The sequence below is a fragment of the Pseudomonas sp. ChxA genome, from assembly GCF_030263855.1.
Lineage (GTDB): Bacteria > Pseudomonadota > Gammaproteobacteria > Pseudomonadales > Pseudomonadaceae > Aquipseudomonas > Aquipseudomonas fluorescens_CB.
This window is the reverse complement of sequence record NZ_JARPMK010000001.1, coordinates 4,839,075-4,864,091: the sequence shown is the minus strand read 5'-3', so window position 1 is coordinate 4,864,091 and position 25,017 is coordinate 4,839,075. Positions and strand designations below refer to the sequence as shown.

General features: G+C 59.0%; 25 protein-coding genes and 1 pseudogene. 10 read left to right on the top strand and 16 right to left on the bottom strand.

Annotated features, from left to right (window positions below):
* Nucleotides 1–8: 8 nt before the first annotated feature.
* The 7 genes from P5706_RS21705 to P5706_RS21675 form a co-directional block, all read right to left on the bottom strand.
* The gene (locus P5706_RS21705) at nt 9–785 is read right to left on the bottom strand and encodes a polysaccharide biosynthesis/export family protein (protein ID WP_058420822.1); all 777 of its coding nucleotides are present in this window, start codon (nt 783–785) and stop codon (nt 9–11) included.
* A 29-nt stretch (nt 786–814) separates the two neighbouring features.
* The gene (locus P5706_RS21700) at nt 815–1,726 is read right to left on the bottom strand and encodes a glycosyltransferase family 2 protein (RefSeq protein WP_285681733.1); all 912 of its coding nucleotides are present in this window, start codon (nt 1,724–1,726) and stop codon (nt 815–817) included.
* A gap of 1 nt (nt 1,727) precedes the next feature.
* Nucleotides 1,728–3,188, bottom strand: coding sequence for a mannose-1-phosphate guanylyltransferase/mannose-6-phosphate isomerase (locus P5706_RS21695; RefSeq protein ID WP_200431552.1), 1,461 nt, complete (start codon nt 3,186–3,188; stop codon nt 1,728–1,730).
* A complete protein-coding gene (locus tag P5706_RS21690) occupies nt 3,188–4,627 on the bottom strand; it encodes an undecaprenyl-phosphate glucose phosphotransferase (RefSeq protein ID WP_200431553.1) in 1,440 nt (479 codons plus the stop codon). Before P5706_RS21690 ends, P5706_RS21695 begins: the two co-directional genes overlap by 1 nt.
* Nucleotides 4,628–5,047: 420 nt before the next feature.
* A complete protein-coding gene (locus P5706_RS21685) occupies nt 5,048–7,534 on the bottom strand; it encodes a TonB-dependent siderophore receptor (protein ID WP_285681730.1) in 2,487 nt (828 codons plus the stop codon).
* Between the two features lie 106 nt (nt 7,535–7,640).
* The gene (locus P5706_RS21680; protein WP_285681728.1) at nt 7,641–8,591 is read right to left on the bottom strand and encodes a FecR domain-containing protein; all 951 of its coding nucleotides are present in this window, start codon (nt 8,589–8,591) and stop codon (nt 7,641–7,643) included.
* Nucleotides 8,578–9,099 (bottom strand): sigma-70 family RNA polymerase sigma factor, encoded by a 522-nt coding sequence (locus tag P5706_RS21675; protein WP_425540568.1) that lies wholly within the window; start codon nt 9,097–9,099, stop codon nt 8,578–8,580. The genes P5706_RS21680 and P5706_RS21675 overlap by 14 nt, the downstream gene beginning before the upstream one ends.
* 165 nt (nt 9,100–9,264) lie before the next feature.
* Here P5706_RS21675 and P5706_RS21670 point away from each other — a divergent pair, with 165 nt between their 5' ends.
* Nucleotides 9,265–9,894 carry a LysE family translocator gene (locus P5706_RS21670; protein ID WP_285681726.1) on the top strand — a complete coding sequence of 210 codons (630 nt, stop codon included), beginning with the start codon at nt 9,265–9,267 and terminating at the stop codon, nt 9,892–9,894.
* Nucleotides 9,895–9,944: 50 nt separating this feature from the next.
* Here the strand turns inward: P5706_RS21670 and inhA are convergent, their stop codons facing one another.
* Nucleotides 9,945–10,625 (bottom strand): isonitrile hydratase, encoded by a 681-nt coding sequence (inhA, locus tag P5706_RS21665; protein WP_285681724.1) that lies wholly within the window; start codon nt 10,623–10,625, stop codon nt 9,945–9,947.
* A gap of 90 nt (nt 10,626–10,715) precedes the next feature.
* Here inhA and P5706_RS21660 point away from each other — a divergent pair, with 90 nt between their 5' ends.
* Nucleotides 10,716–11,684, top strand: a complete 969-nt coding sequence (locus tag P5706_RS21660) for a GlxA family transcriptional regulator (protein WP_285681722.1) — start codon at nt 10,716–10,718, stop codon at nt 11,682–11,684.
* Here P5706_RS21660 and P5706_RS21655 read toward each other — a convergent pair.
* From P5706_RS21655 to P5706_RS21620, 8 genes and pseudogenes are all read right to left on the bottom strand, one after another.
* Nucleotides 11,654–12,580, bottom strand: a complete 927-nt coding sequence (locus P5706_RS21655; protein ID WP_200431559.1) for an alpha/beta fold hydrolase — start codon at nt 12,578–12,580, stop codon at nt 11,654–11,656. The two genes, P5706_RS21660 and P5706_RS21655, sit on opposite strands and share 31 nt — an antisense overlap.
* Before the next feature lie 228 nt (nt 12,581–12,808).
* The gene (locus P5706_RS21650; RefSeq protein WP_200431560.1) at nt 12,809–13,162 is read right to left on the bottom strand and encodes a VOC family protein; all 354 of its coding nucleotides are present in this window, start codon (nt 13,160–13,162) and stop codon (nt 12,809–12,811) included.
* Complete coding sequence (locus P5706_RS21645; protein WP_285681720.1) at nt 13,159–13,791, bottom strand: BRCT domain-containing protein; 633 nt, start codon at nt 13,789–13,791, stop codon at nt 13,159–13,161. The genes P5706_RS21650 and P5706_RS21645 overlap by 4 nt, the downstream gene beginning before the upstream one ends.
* Nucleotides 13,792–13,803: 12 nt before the next feature.
* On the bottom strand, nt 13,804–14,193 hold the full coding sequence (locus P5706_RS21640) for a hypothetical protein (protein WP_285681718.1): 390 nt from the start codon (nt 14,191–14,193) through the stop codon (nt 13,804–13,806).
* 56 nt (nt 14,194–14,249) lie between these two features.
* Nucleotides 14,250–14,741 (bottom strand): GNAT family N-acetyltransferase, encoded by a 492-nt coding sequence (locus tag P5706_RS21635; protein ID WP_285681716.1) that lies wholly within the window; start codon nt 14,739–14,741, stop codon nt 14,250–14,252.
* Nucleotides 14,698–14,817, bottom strand: a pseudogene (locus P5706_RS21630) (hydrolase); the annotation flags it as partial. The gene P5706_RS21635 and the pseudogene P5706_RS21630, both read right to left, overlap by 44 nt.
* Nucleotides 14,818–14,880: 63 nt before the next feature.
* Nucleotides 14,881–16,707, bottom strand: coding sequence for a glycoside hydrolase family 15 protein (locus P5706_RS21625; RefSeq protein WP_285681714.1), 1,827 nt, complete (start codon nt 16,705–16,707; stop codon nt 14,881–14,883).
* Nucleotides 16,700–17,500, bottom strand: a complete 801-nt coding sequence (locus tag P5706_RS21620) for a glucose 1-dehydrogenase (RefSeq protein WP_285681712.1) — start codon at nt 17,498–17,500, stop codon at nt 16,700–16,702. Before P5706_RS21620 ends, P5706_RS21625 begins: the two co-directional genes overlap by 8 nt.
* Nucleotides 17,501–17,756: 256 nt before the next feature.
* Between P5706_RS21620 and P5706_RS21615 the strand changes: the two genes are divergently transcribed.
* The 8 genes from P5706_RS21615 to cysC all read left to right on the top strand — a co-directional run bounded on the left by P5706_RS21615 (nt 17,757) and on the right by cysC (nt 24,952).
* A complete protein-coding gene (locus tag P5706_RS21615) occupies nt 17,757–18,473 on the top strand; it encodes an HAD family hydrolase (RefSeq protein WP_285681710.1) in 717 nt (238 codons plus the stop codon).
* Between the two features lie 172 nt (nt 18,474–18,645).
* Complete coding sequence (locus tag P5706_RS21610) at nt 18,646–19,722, top strand: transaldolase family protein (protein WP_502945512.1); 1,077 nt, start codon at nt 18,646–18,648, stop codon at nt 19,720–19,722.
* The gene (locus P5706_RS21605; RefSeq protein WP_285681706.1) at nt 19,719–20,447 is read left to right on the top strand and encodes a sulfotransferase-like domain-containing protein; all 729 of its coding nucleotides are present in this window, start codon (nt 19,719–19,721) and stop codon (nt 20,445–20,447) included. Before P5706_RS21610 ends, P5706_RS21605 begins: the two co-directional genes overlap by 4 nt.
* A 10-nt stretch (nt 20,448–20,457) precedes the next feature.
* A complete protein-coding gene (locus P5706_RS21600; protein WP_285681704.1) occupies nt 20,458–21,183 on the top strand; it encodes an SDR family oxidoreductase in 726 nt (241 codons plus the stop codon).
* A complete protein-coding gene (locus P5706_RS21595) occupies nt 21,180–22,334 on the top strand; it encodes an SDR family oxidoreductase (RefSeq protein ID WP_285681702.1) in 1,155 nt (384 codons plus the stop codon). Before P5706_RS21600 ends, P5706_RS21595 begins: the two co-directional genes overlap by 4 nt.
* Complete coding sequence (locus P5706_RS21590; protein ID WP_285681670.1) at nt 22,331–23,101, top strand: class I SAM-dependent methyltransferase; 771 nt, start codon at nt 22,331–22,333, stop codon at nt 23,099–23,101. Before P5706_RS21595 ends, P5706_RS21590 begins: the two co-directional genes overlap by 4 nt.
* 10 nt (nt 23,102–23,111) lie before the next feature.
* Nucleotides 23,112–24,341 carry an MFS transporter gene (locus tag P5706_RS21585; RefSeq protein WP_285682799.1) on the top strand — a complete coding sequence of 410 codons (1,230 nt, stop codon included), beginning with the start codon at nt 23,112–23,114 and terminating at the stop codon, nt 24,339–24,341.
* Nucleotides 24,338–24,952: an adenylyl-sulfate kinase gene (gene cysC, locus P5706_RS21580; protein ID WP_285681668.1), complete on the top strand. Its 615-nt coding sequence runs from the start codon at nt 24,338–24,340 to the stop codon at nt 24,950–24,952. The genes P5706_RS21585 and cysC overlap by 4 nt, the downstream gene beginning before the upstream one ends.
* Nucleotides 24,953–25,017: the final 65 nt, after the last annotated feature.

Here is a 25,017-nt window from a genome sequence, read left to right as displayed (position 1 = left end):
TCGCTCCTTCAGTTATTGCCGCCGCTGGTTCGGGTGTAGTTGTAGCCAACCCCGATCGACTTGGTGAACGGGATCAGTTGGTTCAAGTAGGTATCCACCCCTTGGATGCGCTCGCCGACGTTGGATTTGGGCACGAACACCACGTCGCCGCGTTGCAGGTGCACCGGTTTACGCCCGTTGGGGCCGGGCTTGAGGTATTGGCTGAAATCCAGGAAGTAGGCGTGATAGGCGCCCTGGGCATCTTCGCGCAGCAGCGCGACCATGCTCGCGTTGCCCGAGGGGTTGACCCCACCGGCGCCGACGATGGCTTGCTCCAGGGTGTTGGCCGTGCCCAGCTGCACGGCGGTGGGGTTATTCACCGCGCCGCCGACGATCACCGAGTTGCCCGGTGCCTGGTTGATGTTCACCGTCACCCGTGGTTCGCGATACACCGGCGCGAGCTTGTTGCTCAGCTCGGTGGCGAGCTCCGAGGGCTGGCGCCCAGCGACCTGGATCGGCCCCAGGAACGGGTAATTGATCTTGCCGTCGGTCTGCACCGTGTACAGCGTCAGCTCATAGATAGTGCTGACGTTGAACGCCGACAGCGTCGGCATTTCCCCGGCATCACGCACGATGCGCAACTGGTCGCCGATGCGGATGCGCTCCACCGCCGGCGGCAGTTGCGCAAGCTGGTCGAGGGCGCGTTTGCCGTCTTCAACGGTCTGGTCGTCCGGCGGGACGATGCGTGCGGGCGTATTGCAGGCGGCCAACGCCATCATGGCCAGGACGAGCAAGGTTCGTTTCATCAAGGGGGACTTCCTGTAGGTCATGATGCTCACCTCCAATAACCGGGGAACATGCTGATTCGCCGCTTGAGGGCGAGGGGTAGCCGGCGTTCCAGATGGCCCAGCCGGTAGCCGAGCAACTTGAACGCGCTGCGCACCAGTACTTCGGGCACGCGGTGCAATGCACCGGCTGCGCGCAATGCCGCGAGCTCAGCCAGTACATAGCGTTTACCTTCACCGCCGGCATCGCCAAACGCCTGGCGGATCCACGGCTCGCGACCGTAGAACACGCCAATGTCGAAGTAGCGGTGAAACTCATCCATGAGTCGGTAATCGTGGGAGTGGTACACCCGCGCAGTGGCGGCGTAGCGCACGGTGTAGCCTTCGAGCAGCATGCGCGCGGCGACGTAGGCGTCTTCGCTGCCGATCACATCGGCGGGGAAGCCGCCGACGGCCTGCAAGGCACTGCGTCGGTACACGGAAAACGAGTCGGAGCTGAAGCAGGTTTTGATCCCGAGCGTGGGCGCGTCGGCCATGCGCTTGGTGCGGCTCTGGTCCGGGTAATTGAAGTGCCGCGACTGCGCGCCCAGTATGCCGGCGCCGGGGTGCGGCAGTTGGCGGCCGTAGGCCACGCCGGTAAGCGGGTCTTTCTGCAGTTCATCGAGCAGGTTGGCGAAGGTCTCGGCATCGGCGGGGATCGCGTCCTGGGTCATCACGATCAGGGCGTCACCGCTTACTTGCTCACTGGCCCAGCGGCGTGTACCGCCATGGTTGAAATCACGTGCATCGATCACCTCGACCCGGGCGCCGAATTCGCGAAAGCGCGCCACGGTGTCATCGCTGGACGCGCTGTCGACCACCAGCATCTCGTCCGGTTGCAGCGTCTGCATGTTCAGCGCAGGCAGCAGTCGCGCCAGGTGGCTGGACGCGTTGCGGGTCGGGATGATCAACGAGGTGCGCATGTCACTTCTTCACTTCTGCCGGCGCACGCCCATAGATATCGTCAAAGCGCACGATGTCGTCCTCGCCCAGGTACTCGCCGCTCTGCACCTCGATCATCACCAGGTCGATGATGCCGGGGTTGGTCAGGCGGTGCTTGTGCCCGGCGGGGATGTAGGTGGATTCGTTGGCATTGATCAAAAACTCACGCTCGCCATTGGTGATCTGCGCGGCGCCACTGACCACCACCCAGTGCTCGCTGCGGTGATGGTGCATCTGCAACGACAGCGAGGCCTGGGGCTTGACCACGATGCGCTTGATCTTGAAGCGGCTGCTTTCCTCCAGCACCGTGTAGGTACCCCACGGCCGGGTGACGGTGCGGTGCAAGCTGAACGCCGGATGGTTCTGGCGCTTGAGTTCGGCGACGATGTAGCGCACGTCCTGGCTGCGGTTGGCGTCGGCGATCAGCAATGCGTCGGGGGTGTCGACGATGATCAGGTCGCGCACGCCGACGGCGCCGAGTACGCGCTTGGGCGAGTCGATGTAGCAGTTATGCACGTCATGCAAAATCGCTTCGCCATTGACCTGGTTGCCATGCGCATCGCTGGGCGTGAGCTGGCGCAGTGCTTCCCAGGAGCCGATATCGCTCCAGCCGATGTCGCAGGGCACCACGGCGACTTGCTTGGACTTCTCCATCAAGGCCACGTCGATGGAAATGTCCGGCGCGCTGCCGAACGCATCCGCATCGAGTTCGCGCTGGCGCGAGGTTTTGTTTTGCAGGCCATGGCTGTGTTCCAGGGCCGCTCTGGCAGCGGTCAGCACCTCGGGGGCATGGGCAGCCAGTTCGTCCACCAGGGTGCTGGCCTTGAAGCAGAACATGCCGGCGTTCCACAGGTGCTTGCCGCCGTCGAGGTAGGCTTGCGCGGTGGCCAGGTCGGGCTTCTCGACAAAGCGTTTGACCCGGTTGCCGGTGCCCAGCGCGTCACCTTTTTCGATATAGCCAAAACCGGTTTCCGGGTGATCGGGCTGGATGCCGAAGGTCACTAGGTAGCCGGCTTCAGCCAGGTCGCGCGCCTGGGTCACCGCGTCGGCGAACGCGACTTCATTGAGGATCAGATGGTCGGCGGGCATCACCAGTAACTGTGCGTCGTCGCCGAAATGCTCCTGCACATGCAGCGCCGCCACGGCAATTGCCGCTGCGGTGTTGCGCCCGAAGGGTTCGAGCAGCAGGTCCAGCGGCAGGTGGGCCTTGTTGACCCCACGGTAGTCATCCAGGGTGCGAAACAGCAGGTCGCGGTTGGTCACCGTGAGCACGCTTTCCACGCCGGGCAACTTGGCCGCGCGCTGGAAAGTCTTTTGCAACAGGCTCTGACCGTCACGCATGCGCATGAAGGGCTTGGGCATGTTCTGTCGCGAGACCGGCCACAGCCGCGTGCCCGAACCACCGGAAATGATGCAGGGAATTAATCCGTTGAGGGTGTTCATCAATAGACTTCCTTGGTGGAGAGGACGGCCGGGACCGTCATGAAGACGATGTACAAGTCAAACCACACCGACCACTTGGAGATGTACTCCAGGTCGTACTCGACACGTTTCTGGATTTTGAACAAGGTATCGGTCTCGCCCCGATAGCCGTTGATCTGCGCCCAGCCGGTGATGCCTGGCTTGACGCGATGGCGCGAACTGTACTCGCTTACCGCCACTTCGAACGGAATGCCTGCGGCTTTGGTGGCCGTGGCATGCGGGCGCGGGCCGACCATGGACATATTGCCCAGCAGCACATTAAACAGCTGCGGTAGCTCATCGATGCTGGTCTTGCGAATGATGCGGCCCACGCGGGTGATGCGCGGGTCTTTGCGGGTGGTCTGTTGTTCGGCGGTGAAGTCGCTCTGGTCGGTGAACATCGAGCGGAACTTGAACACGCGAATCTCGTTGTCGTTGTAGCCATAGCGGTTCTGGCGAAACAGCACCGGGCCCTTGGAGTCGAGCTTGATGGCGATGGCCGTGCACAGCATCACCGGCGACAGCGCCACCAGGGCCAGGCTGGCCAGCAGTAAGTCTTCACAGCGCTTGATAAAGGGCGACCAGCCGCGCAAGGGCAACTGCGAGGTATTGAACATCAGGATGCCGCCCACGTCGGTGATGCGGCTGTGGCCGTAGCGCAGGGCGGCCATGTCGGGCACCAGCATCACGTTCACCGACATCTGCCGCAGGCGGTTGACCAGCCCATGAATGCGCTGCTCGGCGGCCCACGGCAGGCAGATCATCACCTGGTTGACCTGCTCGGCACGGATCAGTTTTTCCAGGTCACGGGTATTGCCCAGCAACGGCAGGTTGCTCAATTCCTTGGGAATGCGCTCGGTGCGGTCGTCAATGAAACCGATCAGGCCGGAGCGGATATCGCCATTGCGTTGCAGATGGTCGGCCACATGCACGGCGGTGTCGGTAAAACCCAGGATTACCGTGCGTTGCAGGTACTTGCCCTTGCGCATCAGGTTGCGATACAGGCGCAGCATCACCAGGCGTTCAACGCAGAACAAAGCCAGGCTGGCGATGTACCAGACCACCAGGTTGCGCGGGGTCAATTGCGGGAAAAACTGCAGTATCTGGTACATGAACAACAAGATGCAGAACGCCGCAGACCAGGCCACGATGCTGGTGCGCAGGCGCAGGCGATTGCTGAACAGCTCTTCGGAGTAAATCCCCAGAGCCTGAAACAGAATAATGCTCAGGACTGCAAAAAACAGCAGCAGGCCGAGAAAATGGGAACGCAGCTCGGGGGCCAACGGGTCAAGGAACAACACCAGCACCAAAGGTGGCAAAATCGCAGTCAGGCCATGGACCAACTTGACGAAAACAACAAAAAACTCAACAAATCCAGCACGGGTCAGAAACAGGCTATCGACTGACGACTTTTCTCGCATAACAACATCCCTCATTGCACTCCAGACTTTCTGTTCGGCTACTTCAACCTGCTTGATAAGAAGGCAAATCGAACGACGGCTATGCTGGGTAAAACGCAACTATTTCATCCAAGTGCAACCGTCCAAGGAGGAAATTGGCAGGGGCAGTGACTAAAGGATTTTTCCTTTTATTGGCTTAGTCAAAAAGTTGACCGTGGAGCGAAGGTGGTATTCCAGGCACGTTGGTTGGTGTTTTTATGTGCCATGTTGTTGACTTTCCTTGTTCGTGCACTCGGTCTTGGGGTGTGATTTTGAGTGTAGGAACAAATATGGGAATTTTCCTGTTCAACAGGAAAACCTTTTTCGAAGGGAGGTAGGAAAAGGGGACAACGGGAGGTTGGCAGGGCGCCCTCAGCGCCCTGCCTGCGGGGTGTGCAGGGGTTAGAAGTTGCCTTTCAAACTCACGGTGAAATTGCGCGGTTCGCCGTAAAAATTGCCCCAGGCGGCAGTGCCGACGGTTTGGTAATAGTGTTTGTCGAACAGGTTGTTGCCATTAAGCGCCACGGTCCAGGTGTCATCCACCCGGTAGGCCAGCCGCGCACTCCACAGGGCGTAGCCGGGTTGTTCGAGCTTGATGCCCTGCACGCGATAGTTGCTGCTCTGGGCGTTGACCCCAGTGCCCACGCTCCATTTCGACAGCGCGCCGTCGAGTTGGTAGTCGGCCCACATCCGCAGCATGTGCCGTGGCACGTAGCTGTTGCCTACGCCACCTTCGATGGCACTGTCGATGTTTTTCAGGGATTTGGTCTGGGTATAGGTGTAGCCGCCGGACACCTGCAAGCGCTCCAGCAGTTCGCCGCTCACTTCGGCCTCGACGCCCTGGGCGCGGGTCTTGCCGCTGTCGGAGTAGCAATAGCCATCGGAGGAGGTCGGGCAGAAGCTGAGGTAGTCGGTTTCGGCGGCGTTTTTCTGCACGGCACGGAACAGCGCCAGGGAGCTGTTGAGGCGCCCGTCGAACCATTCGCCCTTGATGCCCAGCTCGTAGTTTTCACCGATCAGGGGCTTGAGGGCCGCGCCATCCACGGTGGCATACGAGCTTTGCGGCTGGAAGATATCGGCGTAGCTGGCGTACACCGACAGGTGATCGTCGAGGTCGTAGATCAGCGCGGCAAACGGCGTGATCTCGCCGGTTTCTTTGGTGCGTGCATCCTGCACGGCCCATTCGCCCCAGGCCAGGTTATTGGATTGACGGCGGTTCTGGTACCAGCTTACCCGGCTACCGACGATAAACATCAACGGCTCGGCCAGGCGCAGGCGCAAGGTGGCATAGGTGCCGTACTGGGTGGCGGTTTCCTTGACCGTACCGCCACGGTACATATTCGGCCAGAAGGTGTCGTTGGCCGGCTCCGGGAAGTGGTGGTCGGGTTGGTAGATGCTCTGGCGCATCGGCAGGTTCCGGATCGCGTAGACGTCGTCCTGGGTGCCACGACTGCCGTTGGCGCCGATGATCAGTTCATGCTCCAGGCCGAAGGCTTCGAACTTGCCGTCCAGGTAGGCGTCGAGGCCGAAGTCCCTGTGATCGTAGTCCATCAGCGCGGCGTAGGAATTGGCAGTGGGCGCAGGGTCCCCATAGGCGATAGTGCCTTCGCTGGCGGCGTACTTAGTGTCTTGCAGGTTGCGGCTATGCACAGCCGCGACCTTGAGTTGCCAGTCGTCGTTGAAGTGGTGGGTGAGGTCGGCGAAGAAGGTGGCGCGCTGGCTTTGCCAGTCGTTCCAGGATTGGCCAAGGCAGGTGGAGCGGCTCAGTTTGGCGCTCTTGCCATCCTTGTAGCGCGGCACTCCGCCCCAGCACGGGCTGGCGTCGATGTCTTCGTAGCTGGCGCCCAGCCCCAGGGTGGTGTCGGGGTTGAGGTCGACATCCAGCGCGGCGTAGAAGGCCTGGTCCTTGCGTTTGGAAATGTCCATGTAGGAGCCGCGATCCTGCTGGCTGAACGCTGCGCGGCCGCGCACCGTGCCACTGTCATTCAGGGGGCCGCCGGTGTCGACGTCGGCGCGGTAGTTGTCCCAGGTGCCGGCGGCCAGCGACAGGCTGGAGGTCGGCTTGGCCTGGGGTCTTTTACGTACAAAGTTGACCGCGCCACTGGCGGTGCCGGCCCCCTTGAGCATGCCGGCCGCGCCCTTGAGCACTTCAACGCGGTCGTAGATCGCCATGTTGGCGCTGAAACTGTCGGCCTGTACGTAGTCTTTGCCCATGTCCAGCGGTACGCCGTCGTACAGGTACTGGCCGAGCATCTTGAAGCCACGGGAATAGAAGTATTTGCCGCCCATGGGCGATGCGTAGGCCGTGATCCCCGGGGTGTGTTCCATCACGTCTTCGATGGTGGTGAGGTTCTGGTCGTCGAGCAATTGGCGGGTCATCACACTGACCGATTGCGGGGTTTCACGCAGGCTGTGTTGGCCTTTACCGATGGTGACTGCGCCTGTGGTGTAGGAACCGGTACCGTCGGTGGTAGCACCCAGACGCTCGCCCGTTACCGTGGTGGCACCGAGGTTCAGCGCGCCGCTATCGGCCATGTAAGGCAATAGCAGCCAGGTGCTAGCGCCTTGACGTTGTGCCTGTAAGCCCTGGCCACGCAAGAGTTCGCCCAAGGCTTGGGCGCGGTCAAAGTGCCCGTTCAAGCCTGGGCTGGACTTGTTGGCGACGCTGGTAGCGTCGTAGGACAGGCTGATACCGGCCTGGCGGGCGAACTGGTCCAGCACGTTGGCCAGCGCGCCTGGGGCAACCTGCCAATCGCGTGCCTGGGTGTCGTTGGCGAGTGTTTCGGCCATCACGGCCAGCGGCAGGGCGCCGCCGCTCAGGCAGGCGCCCAGCAGGGCGGCCTGCACCGCGCGCTTGAGGGGGGAACTACGGGAAGGGAACGCTTGCATGACCGCGGGATGCTCCTTTAAGGAAGTGAACAGAACCGGCCTGTTGATCGGCCTTTCCTTACAGGTCGAGCGGCAATGAGAAATAACCTCATTTATTTTTGAAGCCTTAAACGCGGGGCGTGACCGTGACCCAATAACGGCTGCGATAGGTGACGTTCACCGCCAGCGACTGCGCCACCAGATTGAGCACTTGGTCGGTGTCATCCAACTGGTAAGTGCCCGACACGCGCAACCCGGCCACGGTCTCGCTGCAGCGCACCAAGCCGTTGCGGTAGCGGCTCAGTTCGGCGAGAAAGTCATCTAGGCGCATGTCATGGGCGCTGATAACACCGTCACTCCAGGCCCAGGGGTCCAGGCCGTTGGCGATCGGTGGGCGCAGGTGGCTGCGGTCAAACAGCACCTGTTCGCCGGGGTTGATCAGCTGGCGCGCGCTGCTGTCGTGCAGGTCGGCATACACCGCCACGCTGCCTTGTTGCACGGCGAGCAACGTGCCTTGGCTTTCTTCGCGCACCAGAAAGCGCGTACCGAGGGCACGCAGGTAGCCGTCACGGGTTTGCACCCAGAATGGTCGACTGTCGGCGCCGGTGTTGATCAGCATTTCACCCTGGCGCAGGTGTACCCGGCGCCGTTCGGTACTGAGCGCAACGTCGATCGCACTGGCGCTATTGAGCTGGATCTGGCTGCCATCGTTGAGCGTCACCCAACGTCGCTCACCGGTGGCGGTGCGGTAGTCAGCCATCAACTCAGGCAGAGGCGTGTAGTCGCGCCCGAGCCAGGTGAGACCAGCGGCCCCGGCACACAGACCCAGCATCTTCAAGGTGTCACGGCGGCTGATGCGCTGGCGTGCGCCGTTGAGGGCATGGCGCCCGGCACCGGCGGGCACGTGGCTGAGCTCATCGCTCATGGTTGCCACCCGTTGCCACACCAACGGGTGTTCGGGGCTGCTTTGCAGCCACTGTTCGAACGCGGCGGTGCTGACGTCATCGGCAACGTTGAAACGCAGCCGGATCATCCACTGGATGGCCTGGTCGACCAGGCGTGGGTCAAAGTTCTGCATAACGTAACCGGTAGCAGGCATGCAGGGCTTTGGCCAGGTCGCGCTCCACCGTGGCCTTGGAGACGCCCAAACGCAGGGCGATTTGTGCGCAGGTCAGGCCGTCCAGTTGCGCCAGCAAAAACGCTTCGCGCACCCGCGGCTTAAGTTGATCGAGCAAGCGGTCGATGCGCTCCAGGCTGTCGAGGATCAGCAAGCGAGTTTCTTCCGACGGCACTTCCAGTGCCGGAAAGTGCGCCAGGCTTTCAAGGTAGGCGCGCTCCAGCTCGCGGCGCCGGTACTGGTCGATCATCAGGCTGCGGGCAATGCTGCTCAGGTAAGCGCGCGGTTGGTGCAAGGTCTGTTGTTTGCGCATGTTGAGCAGACGCACAAAGGTTTCCTGCGCCAGATCAGCGGCATGTTCACGGCAGCCCGTGCGCCGGCTCAACCAGCCGCGCAACCAGGAAGAATGGGCATGGTAGAGCTGGCCGATGGCGGCGGAGTCCAGGGGATGGTCGCTCAACAGGGGCATCCTGACGCAGGGTATTATTGATAATGTTTCGCATTCTAATCGTTGGTTATGGCAATGAGCAATCACCCGACATGACCGTTGGCGAAGAATGTATCCAGCACAATTTTTTGTTGCCGCACGGCGCGCCGTTTAATCTGCAGGCTTTCTCTGGTGGATGGCTTGAGCATGATCGACCTCGCAACCCTCGCGGTGTTTTCCGGCGCTGTTTTGCTGTTGCTGCTGTCGCCGGGGCCGAACATGGCGTTTGTGATCAGTCATGGCGTGAGTTATGGCTGGCGCGGTGGCGTGGCTTCAAGCCTGGGGATCTGCGTGGCGGATTTGCTGCTGACCGCCTTGACGGCCAGCGGTGTGACTGCCTTGGTCGTCAGTTGGCCGCCGGGGTTTGATTTGATTCGTTACGCCGGGGTGATCTACCTGCTGTGGCTGGTGTTCAAGACCTTGCAAAAAAACATCGGCCTGGACATGACCCAAGTCCGTCGCGTGCGTTTGCGGCATGTATTTGCGCAGGCCATGCTCAACAGTTTGCTCAACCCTAAGGCGTTGCTGTTTTTCATGGTATTTCTGCCCCAATTCGTTAAGCCAGAGGCCGGCTCCATCGCTGTGCAACTGTGGGTGTTGGGCGGCGTTCTAACCCTGATCGCCGGGGTTTTCCACGCCTTGCTGGGGATTTTTGGCGGGGCGATCAGGCGAGTGTTTGCGGGCAGTAGCCACAGCGCCAGGCTACAGAAATGGGGCCTGGCGAGCGTGCTGATGCTATTGGCGACGCGGTTAGCGGTGATGTCCAGACCTGCCTGACCCACCGCCATAACAGCACTACCGCTACAGAATTTGCTGCGCAGGTGCCATCAGCCCAACCGCGCCGCCGCCCGCGCCACAATTTCACCGCGCACCCGACGCGATTCCGCCGTGCGCTTGTGGGCTTCCTCCAGCACATGTTCAGGCGCGGTGCTCGGGCTGCCCGCATCAAACGGCGGTGCCGGCGCGTATTCGATCTGCAACTGCACAAGCTGTGCGGCGGCTTCGCTGTACAGCTCGGCGGCCAGGGTCAGTGCGAAATCGATCCCCGCAGTAATCCCGCCACCCGTGAACAAGTTGCCGTCACGCACCACGCGCGCTTGCACCGGGATGGCGCCCAGCGGGGCGAGCAGGTCGTGGTAGGCCCAGTGGGTGGTGGCCTTGCGGCCGCGCAGCAAACCGGCCGCGCCGAGCACCAGTGAGCCGGTGCATACCGAGGTCACGTAGCGGGCGGTCTGTGCCTGGGCCTTGAGGAAATCGAGGGTTTGCGGGTCTTCCATCAAGGCGCCGACGCCGGAACCGCCGGGCACGCATATTACATCCAGGCGCGGGCAGTCGGCATAGGTCATGGTCGGGGTGAACACCAGCCCGGTGCTGGAGGTGATCGGTGCCAAGTCTTTCCACATCAGGTGCAGCTGCACATCCGGCAGCGAACCCAGCACGTCATAGGGGCCGGTAAGGTCAAGCTGCTGGATGCCGGGGAACAACAGAAAGCCGATCTGCAAGGTCATGAATCAAGCTCCGCTAAAGGGGTGGACGGCTTCACTGTAGAGGCCTAGGCTTTGGCGAATACGCCATTGAACCCACAAATCACGCCAATCATGACCCGGATCATCCACGTTCTCGCTTTTGAAAATGCCCAGGTGCTCGACGTGACCGGGCCGTTGCAGGTGTTTGCCTCGACCAATGACCTGGCGCGCCAGCGCGGCCTGCCATTGCCTTACGCGGTCTCGGTGGTCGCCGCGCAGGACTCGCCGGTGATGACCTCCGCCGGCCTGGCGTTGGTGGCTGAGCCGCTGCCCGCGCCGGATACACCCTGCGACACGCTGGTGATCGCTGGCGGCTGGGGCGTTTACGGCGCCGCCGAAGACCCCGCGTTGGTGCAATGGGTGCGCGAAAAGGCCAGCCACACCCGGCGCATGACGTCGGTGTGCACCGGGGCTTTTTTGCTCGCCGCCAGCGGCTTGCTCGACGGCTGTCGCGTGGCCACCCACTGGACCCGCTGCGAAGAGCTGGCGCGCAAGTTTCCCGCGCTGACGGTGGAGCCCAACCCGATCTTTATCCAGCAAGGTGCGGTGTGGACCTCCGCCGGTGTCACCGCCGGCATCGACCTGTGCCTGGCGCTGGTGGAAGAAGACTTGGGCCGCGCCGTCGCCCTGGAAGTGGCGCGGCACCTGGTGGTGTTCCTTAAACGCCCGGGCGGGCAAGCGCAATTCAGCGCGACGTTATCGCTGCAAAAGGGCGACAGCCGTTTTGCCGACTTGCACGCCTGGATGGCCGACAACCTCACCCTGGATTTGAACATCGCCACCTTGGCCGCCCAGGCCGGCATGAGCGAGCGCAGTTTTGTGCGCCACTACCGCACCGAAACCGGCCAGACCCCGGCACGCGCCGTCGAGCTGATCCGCGTGGAAACGGCGCGGCGGCAGTTGGCCGACAGCACGGCATCGATCAAACGCATTGCGGTGCAGTGCGGTTTTGGCTGTGAGGAAACCCTGCGGCGCAGCTTCCTGCGCGCGTTATCGGTGACGCCCCAGGCTTACCGCGAACGCTTTTCGCCGGTGTCGTGAGCGAGTAGTTCAAACAACGCCTCAAGAGTTACCTGCGGCGCTTCCTGGAACACATTGTGACCAACGCCCGGCAACACCTGGCGCCGATACACGCCGCTGAAGCATTCCACATCGTCGTCCTCGACCGGGGGCGGGCCGACGCCATCATCGGCACCGCACAGCGAAATGCTCGGCACCGAAATCGGCGGTTGCGGCGCCAGTGCCTGTTCGATCGCTTCCAGCGCCGGGTCGCCAGGCGCGTACATGAAGCGATGGCGATAGGAGTGAATGACCACCTCGACAAAATCCGGGTTATCAAACGACGGCGCGGTCTTGGCGTAGAGGCTCGGCCCTTCGGCCCAGGTCGGCGACCACTGCGTCCACAGCAGCTCGCACAGCTCGCGGCGGTTGGCAGTCAAACCGTCTACACCCCGTTGGGTGTGAAAATAGAACTGATACCACAGGCGATGCTCTGTTTCGGGCGCACGCGGCTTGAGGGACTTGGCGATGTCCTGAATGTTGTAGCCATCCCCCGTCACCAACCCACGTACCCGTTCGGGCCACAGCGCGGCGACGATACACGCGGCGCGGCCACCCCAGTCAAAACCCGCCAAGGTGGCTTGCGGGATGTGCAGGGCATCCATGAAGTCCAGCAGATCCTTGGCCAACGCCGCCTGTTGCCCGGAGCGCATGACCTGCTCGTTGATAAACCGCGTCGGGCCGTAACCACGCAGGTACGGCACCAGCACACGGTAGCCACGCTCGGCCAGCACCGGCGCGATGTCATCGTAGCCACGCGGGTCGTAGGGGAAACCGTGCAGCAGGATAATCGGCGCACCGCTTTCGGGGCCGTGGGCTTCATAGGCCACATCAAGCATGGAGGTGCGCACGTAGAGCAGTGGAGCGAGTGGGGTCATGGTAGATAATGCCAATTGATTTATCGATCAATAGATACCTGTGGCGAGCGAGCCTGCTCGCGCTGGACTGCGTCGCAGTCCCAGCCCTTTGAACACATAACGGGCCGCTTCGCGACCCAACGGGAGCAAGCTCCCTCGCCACAGGGTAAGTGCAGGCCTACGTTGCTGGAACTCTAGCTCAAACCGATGACGGGGCATCGCACGCTTGAAGTCAGTTGCCTGACTTGTCTAACCCGCCTGGCGCAAGCCGATGCAATTGCCCCATGGGTCGCGCACCTGGCACATCCAGTCTGCGCCTTCAATCTGCATGGGGCCGCGATAGAGAGTAGCGCCGATGGCTTGCAACGCTTGTAGCCTGTGTTGCAAATCATCCACCCGCCAATACACCACCGAACCTGCGGCGCCGCAGCCGACTTTGTTATCGGCGTTGACGATTTCGAGCGCCACGCCGTTTACGTCCAGATGACCGAAGTCATCGGGCTGATGGTAAATACGTGTCGCTGTTGGGAAGGCGGCGGTGTACCACTCGGTTGCGGTGCGCCAGTCGGGGGCGTGAATGAGGATGGAAACGATGGGATTCAACCGAACACCACCTGTTGCCAGTGGGTTTCGCTGATGATTGCGATGGGAGCGCCGCTGTTTCGCAACTCCACTGCTTTCTTGATCTTCGTACCGTAGGAACTGTGGAGCCACTGCTCATTGCCAATGCTGCCCACCACCAGGAAATGGACTTTTTTACTAACAGAGTTTCCGATCACGCCGCCTCGTTCGCGTACGAGCGGCTCGCAGTCTTTGCGAGGGCCGTATGCCATGACCCCTGTAAACAGGAAAACCCTGTCCTGCCAATCCAACTCGGGAGCCGGATCGTTCAGAGGTAGGCTGCTAAAGCCTGTCGTGCGCTGAGGTGCCCCAATTGGAAGGCCCGAAAATTGATGCAGCATTTCCAATAGCTCGTTCGACTCATCTTCATCGAGCACACCGTCGCTCAGCATATTGGCGAGACGTTGATAAAGAATGTTAACGACCGGATCTTCAAGTTGTATCAGATGGGTCTCTATCCAAGTTTTGAGAAACTCGGCTTCCCTCTGGTTGATTTTTCCATCAGCCGTCAAGCCGGCGGTAATCCCGACCAATGCATCGGCAGAGCGTCGGTCAATACGTGCTTGGTGAAAGAAAATGCTTTGCTCGAATTCCTTATGAAGATCAACCATGCATCCTGCTCCTTAATCTTCAGATTCCGTGGTCTGATTGATGTACTTCGCTTTGTCGGGCGTGAACGTAACCATCATGTGAGTACGCGAGCACGTTTTAAGCACCTCCTGCGCAGGATCAATATCCAGGTGTTCACCCCGCAGTCCCTGCCATTGGGCTAGATAACTCAGCGAGCCGAACTTTTCGAGCTTTTTGAGGCTACGGCTGACACCCCCTTTCCAGCCAAGCGCAGGTAATTCATCGTTGAGAGTGGCCTGTACGAGATCGGAGCGCTTCATTGCCAGTTCTCGACCAACCTCCCAACATTTGATCAAGCCTTTATCGTAGCTTTCCCACGTTTCGCTCCAGCTCAATGTAGGTCGGATCGGTGTGCTTACATTTCTTTCTACACGTAGGATCATATTCATTCCTTGAATATCAGGGCGCGTTGAGTGGCATCGGTATCGTTATATGCCTCTCATTTTTTGTCTATACACGCTTGCGCCAATAACCCCAGCACCCTCAGGTCATGCCGCTGGCCATTCCAGAACCCGGCCTCTCGCAATGTGCCTTCAGCTTTAAAACCGAGTCGTTCCAGCAGTGCGTGTGACGCGTTGTTCTGCGGATGCACCAAGGCTTCTACGCGATGCAACTGCATATGCTCAAAGCCCCAATCGAGCATGGCCTGCAAGGCTTCGCGCATCAAGCCTTGCCCGCGAGCCGCAGGTGCCAGTTCGCAGGACAAAGCGCAGCTGTTCCAGGCGCGGTTCCACTTGAACAGGCCGCAACTGCCGAACAATTTGCCTTGGTGTTCAAGGCCCCAACGTGTGCCTGGGTTGGGGTGGGTGCGCCACTGGGCGAAGGTGTCGATCAGGGCGTGGGCCTGGGCGAGGTCGGTCATTGGGTCGAGAGGGTTGGAAACGTGTTCATGTCGTCGCCAGGACGTGGGCGCGATCAACGACTTTTGCAAAATGATGCCGCCACAAGTCCACGCCCAATTTCCCCGAGCGATCCAGCGATGAGCCCACGGTCAAATCACTGATCAGCAGTACCTGGCGCATGGCGTTCCTGATGACGGTCCGAGGGCTGCCCATTGTGCACAGCCCACCTCAGGGTTGCCACACGGTCTTTTCCCCACTGAGCTTACGGTCCAAAAAAGTCGCCGCGCTGATCAATGCCAGGTGGCTCAGTGCCTGGGGCGTATTGCCCAGATGACGGGCCTGGCTGTCGAATTCTTCGGCGTACAGGCCCAACGGGTTGGCGTAACGCAGCAGCTGTTCGAATTCCAGGTGGGCTTTCTCCACTTGGCCGGCGCGGGCCAGGCATTCGACGTACCAGAACGAGCAAGCCGTAAAGGCGCCTTCAGTACCTTGCAGGCCGTCGATCTGGCTGTCGTCGTTGCGGTAGCGATAGACCATGCCGTCACGCACCAGGCTTTTCTGGATCGCTTCCAGGGTCGACAGCCAGCGTGGGTCGGTGGCCGCGACGAAGCGCACCAGCGGCATCAGCAGCATCGAGCCATCCAATGCGGTGCTGCCGATATGTTGCACAAAGTGGCCGCGCTCTTCGTTCCAGAAATTGCTCCAGATGTCCGCGTAAATGGCCTGGCGGGTCTGGTCCCAGCGTGCGAATGGGGCCGGCAGCGAACGTTTGGAGGCCAGGCGGATCGCGCGGTCCAGCGCCACCCAACACATCAGCCGCGAATGCAGGAAGTGATGTTGCTCGCCGCGCATCTCCCAGATGCCCACGTCTTTCTGGTTCCAGATTTCGCAGACCTGGTCGGCCACTTCCACCGTGTGTTTCCAGCCTTCGTGGGAAATCGCCTCGCCGTATTTGTTGACCAGGTACACCGCGTCCATCAGCTCGCCGTAGATATCCAACTGGATCTGGTCGAACGCCTCATTGCCCACGCGTATGGGTTTGGCGTCGCCGTGCCCGGTCAAGTGATCGAGTGTGGTTTCCGGTAGCTCCTGGCGCCCATCGATGCCGTAGAGGATATTGATTTTGGTCGGCTGGCCGCAGCAGTCGCTGACCCGGCCTTTGAGCCAGCGCATGTAGCTGTTGGCTTCCTCGATAAAGCCCAGGCGCATAAACGCGTAAACGGTGAACGAAGCGTCGCGGATCCAAGTGTAGCGGTAGTCCCAGTTGCGTTCGCCGCCGGGCGACTCGGGCAGGCCGAAGGTGGCGGCGGCGATGATTGCGCCGTGTTTGCGTGAGGTCAAAAGCTTCAAGGCCAGCGCCGAGCGGTTGACCATTTCGCGCCAGCGTCCACGGTAATTGGACTGCGCGATCCAGCCGCGCCAGAACTTCAGGGTGCGTTCCAGGTACAGGTCGGTGCAGTCGTTGGTGACGCGTGGGTCGTCGGCGCCACCGAGGACAAATTCTGCGCCTTGCTCCTGGCTCAGGCTAAAGCTGGCGACTGCCGCGTGGTCTTCGAGGCTCAACGGGTGGCTGCCGATCAGGCGCAGGCCGGGCTGGCCGTCAGCCGTAAACAGCACGCCACCGTTATCGGCCATCGCCTGGGTTTGTGCGCGGGCGTAGTCATGGCGCACGGCGCAACGCAGGTGAAGGGTCGCTTTGCCACTGACCACGCGCACACGGCGAATCAGCAACGGCAGCTCGTCAACGTCTTCGCTGACGGTCAGCAGGTCGGTGATTTCCACCACCGCTTCATCACTCAGCCAGCGGGTTTGCAGCACATTGGTGTCGGGCAGGTAGATTTGCTCGCGACGTGCGTTGGGCAGGTCAGGGGTGAGTTGGAAAGCACCGGCTTGTGGCGTGTCCAGCAGCGAGCAGAAGATCGATGGGCTGTCGAATTCCGGCCAGCAGAAAAAATCGATGCTGCCTTTGTCGTTCACCAGCGCTGCGCTGCGCATATCGCCAATGATGCCGTGGGCATCAATGGCGCTTTGCGGTTCGTTCTTGAAATCAACCATTGCCACGAAACTCCGAATAAAGGCTCATGCCGCCATCAATAAACAAGGTGCTGCCCACCACGTAGTCGGAGGCATCACTGGCCAGCCAGACCACCGCGTTGGCCACGTCTTCCACATCGCCTACGCGGCCGTAGGGAATCAACTTGAGCAGTTCTTTTTCAGCCGCGCCTTCAGTGGCCGCACGGTTGATTGCGGTGCGGATCGCCCCTGGCGCGATGCCATTGATGCGGATGCGCTGTTCACTGACTTCCTGGGCGAGGGTGCGCATCAGCATCTCCACGCCGCCCTTGGACGCTGCGTAATTCACATGCCCGGCCCACGGGATGATCTGGTGCACCGAACTCATGTGGATGATTTTGCCGGCCGCCCGCGATACGCCGTCGCGCAGGCCTTGGCGATTGAAGATTCGCACGGCGGCGCGGGCGCACAGAAACTGGCCGGTGAGGTTGACGCCGATCACGGTGTTCCAGTCATTGAGGGTCATGTCGACCAGGTTCGCGTCTTTTTGCAGGCCCGAGTTGGCCACCAGAATGTCCAGGTGACCGAAGGCTTCAAGGGTCTGGGCGAACAGGCGCTCCACGTCGGCTTCTTTGGACACGTCACCACCGATGGCAATTGCCCGCCCGCCGCCTGCGTTGATCTGCGCGGCGAGGGCTTGCGCCGGCGCCGCCTGGGAATTGTAGTTGAGCACCACCGCCGCCCCGGCCTCGGCCAACGCCTTGGCCGCGCCAGCGCCGATGCCGGAGCTGGCGCCGGTGACCAGGGCCACTTGTTGCTGCAAGGAGATCTGCATTGCCCACCCGCCGTTTTATGAGAGTCCTTTGTGCTGACTGATACGCGCCGGTAGAAGTTCAGCTATCTCAAGCGGGTTTTCTGCTGGGCGTAATGCGTTTAATAGAATAAAAAAGTCATTACAAATAATTAAAAGTAATTAATAATCCACCAAAAATCGTTTGACAGGATTTTTCTGCGGGCGTCTTATAGGCACACCTCAATGCGCTCCGCTGGTAGTTCAGAAGTCATCGCGGATATACCTATAAGAGATGCCTATGCACTCATTGGCTTTTATAGGGGAACTATCAGGTCAGGAGGCAGCGCCCATCCGTGTGGGTGTGCCTAAGTTAGTGATCTTCGATTGCGACGGTGTACTCGTACAAAGCGAAGAAATCACCCTGTCTGTATTGATTTCCCTGCTGAATCAACACGCACATCGCGATACGCATGAGGCCACGGGTCTTGACTTATTGGAATTCACTGAGCGATTTCGTGGGCGCAAGATTGCCGACTGCTTACGTGAAGCCGAACAGGTATTGAATATTTGCCTGGACAGTCAGTTTGAAGAAACTTTTCGCCAGCGTGCGCGGGTCGCTTTAACGTCGGATTTAAAACCTACTGAGGGTATCAAAGAGGTACTCGAGAGCCTGAGTATTCCTTTTTGCGTCGCCTCGAGTGCGCCCCGTCATAAAATAGAACACTGTTTACGCCTCACCGGACTGTTCTCTTATTTTGAGGGGCACATATTCAGTTGTTATGAGTTAGGTCGTTGGAAACCAGATCCTTTGGTGTTCGTGACGGCATGCGCCACTTATAACGTCGATAGCCGGGATGTAGTAGTGATTGAAGACAGTGTCGCCGGTATTCAGGCGGCGATTGCGGCGAACATCAAAGTATTGGGTTTTGGCCCGGAGGCCCGGCATTCATTATTGGTCGATGCGGGGGCGTTACCGTTTTCCGATATGCGTGAATTACTCACGATTCTACAGTGATATGACCACTCAAGGAGGAGGCGTTGTGACGACATCAGATTATATCGAACGACTGAAAAGTAATGACCCATGTTCTGAAGTGTGGTGGGACTCTTCGCCTGCCGTCTATGCACCTTATAAGAAGCACTTGCTTGAAAAGTACCCGGCCGCCTTCAGTTGCATAGAACAGTTAATGCCAGACACGTTTTCGCAGCCCGGCGGGTTCAGCAATGTGACCACAAACCCCCGTCTGGTTACTGCGGTGATTCTTGAAAAACGCGAGTATTGGTTGTCGCGGTTTAATCTTGCCAAGCTGGCGCCCCAAGAGTTGCGCCGCAAGCTCTACGACGAAGTGATCGTGCAGGGGGCTTCGGACCTGAAGCAACGCTGGGTCCGATCTGGCCAGCGTGAAGGTTGGATGTGCGCACAAGTCGATCCTGTCGATGTGCGCTGCGCTGAACGCATGACCGCCAGGGGGGTAGCGCTGCGTCAGTTGGCTGCGAATGTGATGGTGAAGGTACCCGCAAGCCTGGAGGGCCTTACGACTGTCGAGCACTTAGTGGCGCAAGGAAGTTCTCTCAATATCACCTTCTGCTTCACTGTTGCGCAATTTCAGGCAGGCATCCAGGCCATAGAGCGTGGGAGGGTGGCTGCGCGCAGCAAGGGCATCGACACACGCCATTGCAAGTATGTGATCACCTTCATGATCGGCCGCTTCGCTTGTCAGCCCGAGTTTGCGTTACAAGCGGCAGAGCGTGGCCTGACCCTGAGTCCAGAGGACCTGCGCTGGGCCGAGTTGCTGGTTTATGAGCAGATACAGGCGCTGGTTTCGGCGTCTTCGGTTCCGGTCAAGACCCTGCTTTCCAGTATAAAAGTCGATATTGACGAGCGTGGCAACAAGCACAGCTGGCACTTGGAGAAGACCGGCTTGTTGGCAACGTGCTACACGCTGACGCCGCAGGTGGTTGAGTTTTTGATTGAGCGCGAAAGTCGCGGTAAACCTGTATTTCCTGCGGTGGAGCCCTTAAAACCACCGGCTTCGACGCTCGCGAAGTTGTTTCGCATTCCGTATTTCTGCGAAGCCTACTGCCTGGACGGCATCGAACCTTATGACTTCTGCAATCATGAGGCATTTATCAACACCTGCAATGAGGCCAACAGTGCGCACCGGCGCCTGGCCGATTTTTGCACTCGACTCTGCCCCCCTACGCACGCTTTCAGCCGCTCGCTCAGTGCGATCATGGCGGCCGAATACGGGGTGCTCGTATGAACAAGATGGTTGGGTTATGGGCGCACCCACGTTCTCGGTCCACGGTGTTGGAACGCGTGTTTATCGAGCGCAAAGACTTTGAAGTTTTCCACGAGCCATTTGCACATATGGCATTTTCTGCCGACTCTGCAATTCCGTCGGATGAATGGGATCACAGTTTTCCAATCACCTATCAGGCAATAAAACAACGGCTGCTGAAGGCCAGGGAAACGGCCAACGTATTTCACAAAGACATGTGTTATCACTGCCTCGACGACTTGAAAGTAGACGTGGACTTTTTGGCACAGCAAGACAATATCTTTCTTATTCGGGAACCCGCCAGCAGCATTCTTTCGCATTATCGCGTGCACCCCAACATGCCCTTGCAAGCCATTGGGCATAAAGCGTTGTATGAGATCTTTTGTGTGGTCACTAAACTCACCGGCAAACTGCCCTATGTGATTAATGCTGATGACCTGGCGGCAGCGCCGGAACGGGTGATTGGTAAACTATGTGACTACTTGGGTATTGAATTCCTGCCGCAAGCCATGAGGTGGAAACGCGAGTGCCCACCCCAATGGAAAACCTGGAGAAGTTGGCACATCGCCGCAGAAAACAGTCAATGCATTGTTTCGCCGAGTCAACCTCACCCCGATAAAGAAGTGCTCGATAACACCCCTGCGTTAAAAGCAATGTATGAGTATCACCGGGTTTTTTACGCGCGCATGAACGAATTTTGTCAATAGGGAATAGGGCATGAGAAAGTTGATTATTACCGGTGCCGCTAATGGAATTGGTCGGGCGACCGTAGAGCAGGCAATTGTCGATGGTTACTTTGTTATTGCCGTCGATAAGGACGTGGACGCCCTCAGCACCCTGCAACACACTTACGACGCGAGTGTGTTGGAGACGCAAGTTGCCGATCTTTCCAATGACGCTGTGATCAAGGGCTTTATTCCAAGCCTGTATGAGCGGCATGCCAGTATCTATGGGTTAATTAATAATGCTGGGGTGTATCACGGCAAAAGCATTTACGCCTATTCCGATAACGAAGTGGATGAAATGCTTAACGTTAACCTCAAAGCCTTGGTTTATCTTTCCAAAGACTTCGCCGAGCGCGAAATGAAGCACGAAGCGCCGCGCAGCATCGTCAATATCACCTCAGTGGCAGGGGAAGTGGGCAGTTGTGATGCCTTGTACGGCGCCACGAAGGCTGCAGTGATCGGCTTGACCAAGGCCAATGCCTGGAACTTCGCCCCTTTTGTGCGGGTAAACGCAGTGTCTCCGGCACTGATTCACAACACCTCCATCTACGACACTATTCCTGAGTATCGGCGGGCCGAGTACGCGCGCCAGGAAATTCTCAAAGACCCCATCCAGCCCAGTGGTGTTGCCGAGGTCATTTTGCTGTTGGTGGGTGAAGGTTTTCGTCATATGACCGGCAAGGTTGTCCCGGTTGATAACGGAGCCTACCCACGATGAGCCAGCCCATACCGAAGAAAAAGTTGCTGTTGGTGGGCGCGGGTAATTTGTGCCTGCAAATTCTCAAGATTCTGGCGCCCAGGAATAAGTTCGAGTTTGTCGTGCTGGGGCGCAACGAAGAAGCGACCATCCGGCTGTGCAACCTGGTGACGCTGTCGTGCGCACAACTGCAGCAGTATGTTGCTATCTCGCCGGTGATCGCGGACGTGACGGATATCGGCAGCGTTACCCAAGTGCTGCGCGAACACGCGCCGGACATCATCGTGAACTGCGCCTCGTTGCAATCCTGGCGAGTGATCACCGGGTTGCCCAAACGCTCGTTCGAACAACTTGACCAGGCACAGTTCGGCCCCTGGCTACCCATGCACCTGACACTGATGCATGACTTGATGCAAGCCGTGAAGGCTTCAGGTATCGCGACCTTGACCGTCAATGCGGCCTTTCCCGATGCCGTCAACCCGATCCTGGCCAGGGTCGGTCTGGCGCCTGATATAGGGGTGGGTAATGTCGCCAACCTGATTCCGGCCGTGCGTTTGTCCATCGCGCGGTTGCTGAAGTGCTCTGCCGCGGACGTGGAGGTGATGCTGTATGCCCAGCATTATTTCAGTCACTACGTGCCACGGGGCGGCCTGCCCCCGCGTGCCAGCTACCGCTTGTTGTATGAAGTTCGCGGCCAGCGTGCGGTCGCTCGTCTGTCGGATGAGTTGATTTTTTCTACGGTGAAAGACGAGTTTCGTCGCTTGGGCGGGGTTGATGGGCAGTTCCTGACCGCGTGTTCTGCGGTCACCGTGATCGAAGGGCTTTTTTCTCCGACGCCGGTCCTGGTGCACGCGCCCGGCCCCCTGGGGCTTCCGGGTGGCTATCCGGTGTGGCTTCAGGACGGACGCATCAATGTGCAGTTCTCCGACGACTGCCCATACGACGACGCGGTGCGCCTCAATAGCATTTGCCAAAGCCACGATGGTATCGACGAAATCCATTGTGACGGCTCGGTCACCTTCAACCCCAGGTGCATGGCAATCATGCAGACGATGCTGGGGTACTCCAAGTCAATCATGTCGGTTCAACAGTCCGCCGATTGTGCTCATGAGCTGGCAACAAAGTACCTGTCTTTCAAGCATTCAACCTTGGTAGGGAGCGGTGCGGCATGAGTCAAAATCCGCGCAATAAACACGAGGAAGTAGCCGGTTATTCCGCGCAATATTCGCCAGACTTTGTCGAGCGCTGGGACGCGTTGATTGATTGGGAAAAAAGAAAGGCCGGCGAGAATGGTTTCTTTGAACGGCTGCTGGAAAGGCACGCGGTGAAATCGGTGCTTGATGTATCCACGGGCAGTGGTTTTCATGCCGTGCAACTCAAGCAGGCAGGTTTCAAGGTAGTTGCTACGGACGGTAGCGGCACGATGCTGAAAAAAGCCCGGCAAAACTTCCTTGACCGTGAATTGGATATTGAATCCCACCATATGGAGTGGCTTGACCTGGACCCGGACGTGCTGGGCACGTTCGATGCCGTCGTGTGCCTGGGCAGTTCACTGTGCCATGTGTTTGAGGCGCACGACCGCATGAGCGTGCTGCGCAGGTTCAGGGCATTGCTCAAGCCAGGTGGTGTGTTGATTGTTGATCAGCGTAATTTTTTTGCTATTCGCGCGGGCAACTTCAAATCCAGCGGCAATTATTATTACTGCGGCGCCAGCGCGTCGGTCAGCCTCGGAAGGGTCGATGCACAGGTGTGCGAGTTCATTTACGACTTTGAAGATAAACAACGCTACAGCCTGAAAGTGTATCCGTTATTGCCCGCAGAACTGGCTACCGAGATTCAGGCCAGCGGCTTCTTTGCCCATGAGGATTACGGTGATTTTCAGCGTAACTTCGACAGGATGAATTGTGATTTTGTCATCCACACCGCTCACGCCGTGTGAGGGAGTCATGATGAGCACACTCGTACAGAATCATCCTCGCGCGCTGGACAGCGTGGTGCTGGCAGTCGTACTGACCGGGTTTGTGGCCAGTACCTATGGGTTTGGCGTCTACTTGTTCGCCAACCTGGTGGTTGATATGCGTCGAGATCTCGGCTTTGACTACACCACCGTGGGCTTGATCACCGGGGGCGCACAGATAGGTTTCCTGCTGTTTTCGTCGGTCACCAGTTACATCAGCCGTTTTTTCGAAGGTTGGAAAATCAGCCTGGTGTCCACCGTAGTGACGTCTCTGGCCCTGCTGGGCTTGAGCGTCAGCGACAATATTGGGGTGTCGGGTGGGTTGTTGATATTGCTGGGAGGCTGCTCCGCTTCGGTTTACATCCCGCTGGCAGAAATCGTCACCAAGGGTTTTAACCCAGGTAATCGCTCGCGCGTCATGGGGCTGATTTCCAGTGGCACCAGCTACGGTGTGTTTATTAACGGGCTGTTGGTGTCGTTTCTCACCTTGCAGGGTGGCTGGCGCTCCATCTGGCTGACCGCCGGCCTTGTGTCATTGGGTCTGTGTTTCGTGGCCTGGTTTCTATTGCGTAACATGGGAGCGGACCAGGCAACGGGTTTTTCCGATAAGCGCTCGCCGTCTCTCGATGGCCACACGCCATGGATGAGCCGTTCGTTGTATCTGATTTGGGCCATCGCCTTTCTCAATGGGATGGCACTGCTGCCGTTTCAAACTTACCTGGCACCTTACCTGCGTGATGAGTTAGGCGTTTCGGTACAAGACGCAGGGTTTATCTGGACGACGATCGGCGCCGTAGGGATGGCTTCAGGCTTTTTGGTGGGATGGGTTGCAGACAAAGTAGGTGCCAGGACGGCCTTGGCCATGTGCTTTTTGAGCGCGGGGCTGGCAGCCATGCTGGTGTTCAGTTTTAACACGCTCGCGTTGTTCTATTTGGCGGCTTTTTTGTTTGCGCTGGCGTTTTATCCCATTTTTGGGTTGGTCCCCAGTTATATCGGGCAAATCGTTCCGGTCAACCGGCTGACGCAGGCATTTGGCATTGCCAATGTGCTGATTGGCCTGGGGGGAGTGTGCGGTAACTTCCTGGGCGGGCTGTCCAAAGACCTGACAGGGTCATTCGCGACCGTCTATTGGGTAGTTTCGCTGCTTCTGTTCTTGCAATGCGTGATGGTGTTCATGTTGGGCAAACAGCCTGTTTCGCTGACGGAGGGAGAACGGCCATGAGTTACTTTGCGCAGGGGCAACAACAAAACTTGCATGCATTTGCGTTCAGCCACGTGCGTGCCGACCCGTCGCTTATGAGGCAAAAACCTAGGGTCATCTGGATGACTGGCCTCTCTGGCTCCGGGAAATCGACCATTGCCAATGCGCTGGATGTAGCCTTAAGGGCCAAAGGCCGGTTTACCTGCATCATTGACGGCGATTCGGTACGCAGTGGGCTGTGTCGTGACTTGGGCTTTACCGACAGTGACCGCGATGAAAACATTCGGCGGGTCGCTGAGGTAGCGGGTTTGATGGTGGAGGCGGGACTTATTGTCATTGTCGCGCTGATCTCGCCGTCATCGGCCAGTCGGCATTACGCGCGCTCGATCATTGGTAACGAGCATTTTGTAGAAGTCCACGTGGATGCCCCTCTGGCAATTGCCGAACAGCGGGATCCGAAAGGTTTGTATAAAAAGGCGCGATCGGGGCTGCTTAAGAACTTTACCGGGATTGATTCGAACTACGACACTCCGCTGTTTCCTGAAGTGCATGTGCAGACCCACGTGTTTTCGGTTGAACAATCGGTCGAGAGGATTCTTGATTGGATGGCGCGTGCAGCGGACCCCGATTAGCCATTGGTCTTCTCGCCGCGGGGCGGCGCCTTCGACTCCACGAAACAAGGTATTCTCTGCCAGGG